Origin of the sequence: Pseudomonas sp. 6D_7.1_Bac1 (assembly GCF_025465945.1) — a bacterium.
Taxonomy (GTDB): domain Bacteria; phylum Pseudomonadota; class Gammaproteobacteria; order Pseudomonadales; family Pseudomonadaceae; genus Aquipseudomonas.
This window is the reverse complement of record NZ_JANLNW010000046.1, coordinates 1-6,161: the sequence shown is the minus strand read 5'-3', so window position 1 is coordinate 6,161 and position 6,161 is coordinate 1. Positions and strand designations below refer to the sequence as shown.

The following is a 6,161-nucleotide window of genomic DNA, read 5'->3' as shown; positions in this document are numbered from 1 at the left end:
CCCCCCCCCGGTTGTAGGGGGGGCCGGGGGGGGCGCGCGCCGGCCCCCGATAGGGGCGACACCAATTTCCGACCATAGCCGTCGGAATTGGTCAAATTTTGTGCTATATTCCGCGCCCGCGAAATTCAATGAAAGCCAACACCGGTTATCGACATGCAAGCAGCCAAGCCGTTATTTGACTATCCGAAATACTGGGCCGAATGTTTCGGGCCAGCGCCATTCCTGCCGATGAGCAGGGAGGAGATGGATCAGCTCGGCTGGGATTCCTGCGACATCATCATCGTCACCGGTGATGCGTACGTCGACCACCCGTCGTTTGGCATGGCAATCATCGGCCGGCTGCTGGAGTCCCAGGGCTTTCGCGTCGGGATCATTGCCCAGCCAAACTGGCAGTCCAAAGACGACTTCATGAAGCTCGGCGAGCCGAACCTGTTTTTCGGTGTCGCGGCCGGCAACATGGACTCGATGATCAACCGCTACACCGCCGACAAGAAAATCCGTTCCGATGACGCCTACACCCCCGGTGGCATGGCTGGCAAACGTCCGGATCGCGCAAGCCTGGTGTACAGCCAGCGCTGCAAGGAAGCCTACAAGAATGTGCCGATTGTCCTCGGTGGCATCGAAGCTTCCCTGCGTCGCATCGCGCACTACGATTACTGGCAGGACCGGGTGCGTAACTCGATCCTGATCGACGCCTGCGCCGACATTCTGCTGTACGGCAACGCCGAGCGGGCGATCGTCGAAGTCGCCCAGCGTCTGTCCTATGGTCATAAGATCGAAGACATCACCGACGTGCGCGGCACCGCGTTCATTCGTCGTGATACGCCGCAAGGCTGGTACGAAGTCGACTCCACGCGCATCGACCGTCCGGGCAAGATCGACAAGATCATCAACCCGTACGTCAACACCCAGGACACCCAGGCCTGCGCCATCGAGCAGGAAAAGGGTCCGGTTGAAGACCCGGAAGAAGCCAAGGTCGTGCAGATCCTGGCGAGCCCGCGGATGACCCGCGACAAGACCGTGATCCGTCTGCCATCGGTAGAAAAAGTCCGTGGCGACGCTGTTCTGTATGCCCACGCCAACCGCGTGCTGCACCTGGAAACCAACCCGGGCAATGCCCGCGCGCTGGTACAGAAGCATGGCGAAGTCGACGTCTGGTTCAACCCGCCACCGATTCCGATGACCACCGAAGAGATGGACTACGTGTTTGGCATGCCTTACGCACGTGTTCCGCACCCGGCGTATGGCAAGGAGAAGATCCCGGCCTACGACATGATCCGTTTCTCGGTGAACATCATGCGCGGCTGCTTCGGCGGCTGTACCTTCTGCTCGATCACCGAGCACGAAGGCCGGATCATCCAGAACCGTTCCGAAGAATCGATCATTCGCGAAATCGAAGAGATCCGCGACAAGGTCCCAGGCTTCACCGGCGTCATTTCCGACCTCGGCGGCCCGACCGCGAACATGTACCGCATTGCTTGCAAGACCCCGGAAATCGAATCCGCGTGCCGCAAGCCTTCGTGTGTGTTCCCGGGCATCTGCCCGAACCTGAACACTGACCATTCGTCGCTGATCCAGCTGTATCGCAGCGCCCGTGCCTTGCCGGGTGTGAAGAAGATCCTGATTGCGTCCGGCCTGCGTTACGACCTCGCGGTCGAGTCGCCGGAATACGTTAAAGAGCTGGTGACCCACCACGTCGGTGGTTACCTGAAGATCGCCCCGGAACACACCGAGGAAGGTCCGCTCAATCAGATGATGAAGCCGGGCATCGGCAGCTATGACAAGTTCAAGCGGATGTTCGAGAAGTACTCCAAGGAAGCCGGGAAAGAGCAGTACCTGATTCCGTACTTCATCGCCGCCCACCCGGGCACCACCGATGAAGACATGATGAACCTGGCCCTGTGGCTCAAGGGCAACGGTTTCCGTGCCGACCAGGTGCAAGCGTTCTACCCGTCGCCGATGGCCACCGCCACTGCCATGTATCACTCGGGCAAGAACCCGCTGCGCAAGGTCACTTACAAGAGCGACGGCGTGACCATCGTCAAGAGCGAAGAGCAGCGTCGCCTGCACAAGGCGTTCTTGCGTTACCACGACCCGAAAGGCTGGCCGATGCTGCGTGAAGCGTTGACCCGCATGGGCCGCGCCGACCTGATCGGGCCGGGCAAGAACCAGCTGATCCCGCTGCATCAGCCGGCCACCGACAGTTACCAGAGCGCCCGTCGCAAGAATTCGACGCCCGCCGGTAGCCATAAAGTGGCCGGGGAAAAGACCACCAAAATCCTGACCCAGCACACCGGCTTGCCGCCGCGTGCCAGCGATGGCGGTAATCCGTGGGACAAGCGTGAACAGGCCAAGGCTGCGGCGTTCGCCCGTAACCAGCAGGCCGCCAAGGAGCGCAAGGACGCTGCAAAAGGCAAAGGGCCCAAGCCTGCACGCAAACCGGTAGTGCCGCGCTAAGCGTCGCTTGGTCTGTTAACAAAACGCCAGCCTTCGGGTTGGCGTTTTGCGTTCAGGGCTTGAGCTTGAAAGGTGTGCTGGAGCCACGGGCCTCTTCGCGAGCAGGCTCGCTCCCACAGGGGCCTGCTGTGAACGCTCGACTCGTGTCCACCACAGATCAAATGTGGGAGCGAGCCTGCTCGCGAAGGGGGCGGCCCTGACAGCGACTTGGCTCCTGACTGCCACAATCCTGTGCATTCCCTAGTGCAAAATCTCCCCATGCGCGATTTTGGTGCTGTACTGCGCTCAGCAAACGGAGAAAGCGCCGGGTATGCCGGCTGGCATAAGTCTTGCGCGCTTTCAGTTACGCTTAAGGCTCGCAGGAGGCACGCCGTGTCGATCCATGTCGCATTGCACCATGTCACGCATTACCGCTACGACCGCGCCGTCGAACTCGGCCCGCAGATCGTTCGCCTGCGCCCGGCTGCCCACAGCCGCACGCGGATTCTTTCCTATGCGTTGAAAGTGTCGCCTGATCAGCACTTCATCAACTGGCAACAAGATCCCCAGGGCAATTACCTGGCGCGGTTGGTGTTTCCCGAGAAAACCACGGAGCTGCGGATCGAAGTCGATCTGCTGGCCGAGATGGCGGTGTTCAACCCGTTCGACTTCTTCCTTGAGCCCTACGCGGAAAAAATCCCCTTCGCCTATGCCACCGACGAACAGCGCGAGCTGGCGCCGTACCTGGAAACCCTGCCGCTGACACCGAAGTTCAAGGCTTACCTTGATGGCATCGACCGCACACCGCTGCCCGCCGTGGATTTTCTGGTGGGACTGAACCAGCGCCTGAGCGAAGACATCGGCTACCTGATTCGCATGGAGCCGGGTGTGCAAACCCCGGAATACACGCTGGAACACACCTCGGGTTCTTGCCGTGACTCTGCCTGGCTGTTGGTGCAGCTGTTGCGCAACCTCGGGCTGGCGGCGCGATTTGTCTCCGGTTACCTGATTCAACTCACCGCTGACGTGAAAAGCCTCGACGGTCCTTCCGGCACCGAGGTGGACTTCACCGACCTGCACGCCTGGTGCGAGGTTTATCTGCCCGGTGCGGGCTGGATTGGCCTGGACGCCACCTCCGGGCTGTTTGCCGGTGAAGGGCATATTCCGTTGGCCTGTAGCCCCGATCCGTCCTCTGCGGCGCCAATCAGTGGCCTGGTCGAACCGTGCGAGTGCGAATTCAGCCACGAAATGTCAGTGGAGCGGATTTGGGAGGCTCCCCGCGTCACCAAGCCCTACACCGAGGACCAGTGGCTGGCGATCCAGGCGCTGGGCCGGCAGATCGACGCCGACCTGCAAGAAGGCGATGTGCGCCTGACCATGGGCGGTGAGCCGACCTTCGTCTCTATCGATGACCCCGACGGCGCCGAATGGAACACCGCAGCGCTCGGCCCGGACAAACGGCGGCTGTCCGCCGAACTGTTCCAGCGCATGCGTAAACATTACGCACGGCAGGGTCTGGTGCATTTTGGCCAGGGCAAGTGGTACCCCGGCGAGCAACTGCCGCGCTGGTCGCTGAACTGCTACTGGCGACGAGATGGCGTGCCGATCTGGAATAACAGCGCACTGATTGCCGATGAGCAGGAAGACTACGGTGCCGATGGCAAATTGGCCGGGCGTTTTCTGGCGAGTGTCGCCGAGCGTTTGAAACTGCCTACGCGTTTTGTATTTCCGGCTTACGAAGACAACCTCTACTACCTCTGGCGCGAAGGCGCATTGCCGGTCAACGTCAGCGCTGAAGACTCACGGCTGGGCGATGAGCTTGAGCGCGCCCGCCTGCACAAGGTCTTCAGCCAAGGGCTGGACAAGGTGATCGGCCAAGTGCTGCCACTGGCGCGCACGGCCAAGGGCGATCAATGGCAGAGCGGCCGCTGGTATCTGCGCGACAGCCATTGCCGACTGGTGCCGGGGGATTCGCCACTGGGTTATCGCTTGCCGCTGGCCTCGCAACCGTGGGTGACGGCGGCGGAGTACCCGTTTGTGCACCCGCTCGATCCGAATCAGGATTTGCCGCAGCTGCCTGACACTGCGCAGTTGCAGGCGCATGGCGAAGCGGCCACTGCCGATGAGCGTGCGCCGAAAATCGACCAGTCCGCTGATTGGCTGACCCGCACGGCATTCTGTGCCGAGGCTCGGGAAGGGCGGTTGTACTTGTTCATGCCGCCGCTGGAGCGCGTCGAGGATTATCTCGAACTGGTCAGCGCCATCGAGGCCACCGCCGAGGAGTTGCATTGCCCGGTATTACTGGAAGGCTATGAACCGCCGAGCGACCCGCGCCTGAGTAATTTCCGCATCACCCCGGACCCCGGCGTGATCGAGGTCAACGTGCAGCCGTCCGCCAGTTGGGACGAGCTGGTCGAGCGCACCGAATTTCTCTATGAAGAGGCGCGGCAGACCCGGCTGACCACCGAAAAATTCATGATTGACGGTCGGCACACTGGCACTGGCGGCGGTAACCATTTCGTACTCGGTGGCGCGACTCCGGCCGACTCACCGTTTCTGCGGCGTCCGGATCTGCTGCGCAGCCTGATCAGCTACTGGCATAACCACCCGTCGTTGTCCTACCTGTTTTCCGGTCTTTTCATCGGCCCGACTTCCCAGGCACCGCGTGTGGACGAAGCACGCAACGATGCGTTGTACGAGCTGGAGATCGCCTTTGCGCAGATGCCTGAACCCGGTGAAGAATGTGCGCCGTGGCTGGTGGACCGCTTGCTGCGCAACCTGCTGATCGACGTGACGGGCAACACCCACCGCGCCGAGTTCTGCATCGACAAACTCTATTCCCCGGACGGCGCCACCGGTCGCCTTGGTCTGCTGGAGCTGCGGGCCTTTGAAATGCCACCCCATGCGCGCATGAGCCTGGCTCAGCAACTGTTGTTGCGGGCGCTGGTGGCGCGGTTCTGGCGCGAGCCTTATGCACCGGCCAAGCTGGCCCGTTGGGGCACTGAGTTGCATGACAGCTTCCTGCTGCCGCACTTTATCGCGCAGGACTTCGCCGATGTGATCGTCGATCTCAATGCCGCCGGTTATGCGGTGCGCGCCGAGTGGTTTGCCGCGCATCTGGAGTTTCGCTTTCCCAAGGTCGGCGATTACGCGGTCAGCGGCATCGAACTGGAGCTGCGTCAGGCGCTGGAGCCTTGGCATGTGCTGGGTGAGGAGGGCTCGGCCGGCGGCACGGTGCGCTACGTCGACTCATCGCTGGAGCGCTTGCAGGTCAAGCTCACAGGCCTGGCGCCGCAGCGTTATGTGCTGACTTGCAACGGCATCCCGGTGCCGCTGCAACCGACCGGGCGAGTCGGCGAATTTGTCGCTGGCGTGCGTTTTCGCGCCTGGCAACCGGCCAACTGTCTGCAACCGACCATCCCGGTACACGCGCCGCTGGTATTCGACTTGCTCGATACCTGGATGCAACGCTCGCTGGGCGGTTGTCAGTACCACGTCGCCCATCCGGGCGGGCGCAACTACGACAGCTTGCCGGTGAACGCCAATGAGGCCGAGAGCCGGCGGATGGCGCGGTTCTTCCGCCTTGGCCACAGCCCGGGAACCTTACAGGTGCCGACGCTGAGTATTAACGACGAACTGCCAATGACCCTCGATTTACGCCGGTTTGCGAAAAAAAATGAGTGAATGTATTACCCAATGTGGGGGGGGGGGGGGGGGGGGGGGCG

General features: G+C 61.8%; 2 protein-coding genes. Both read left to right on the top strand.

Annotation, left to right across the window (positions count from 1 at the left end):
* The first annotated feature begins 153 nt into the window (after positions 1–153).
* On the top strand, positions 154–2,457 hold the full coding sequence (locus tag NTD87_RS10850; RefSeq protein ID WP_262113865.1) for a YgiQ family radical SAM protein: 2,304 nt from the start codon (positions 154–156) through the stop codon (positions 2,455–2,457).
* Positions 2,458–2,829: 372 nt separating this feature from the next.
* Positions 2,830–6,120, top strand: coding sequence for a DUF2126 domain-containing protein (locus NTD87_RS10845; RefSeq protein ID WP_262113864.1), 3,291 nt, complete (start codon positions 2,830–2,832; stop codon positions 6,118–6,120).
* Positions 6,121–6,161 lie beyond the last annotated feature (41 nt).

What these genes read in the sequence shown, in the direction of transcription:
- NTD87_RS10850 (WP_262113865.1), top strand. Translation starts at nt 154, where the DNA reads ATGCAAGCAGCCAAGCCGTTATTTGACTATCCGAAATACTGGGCCGAA.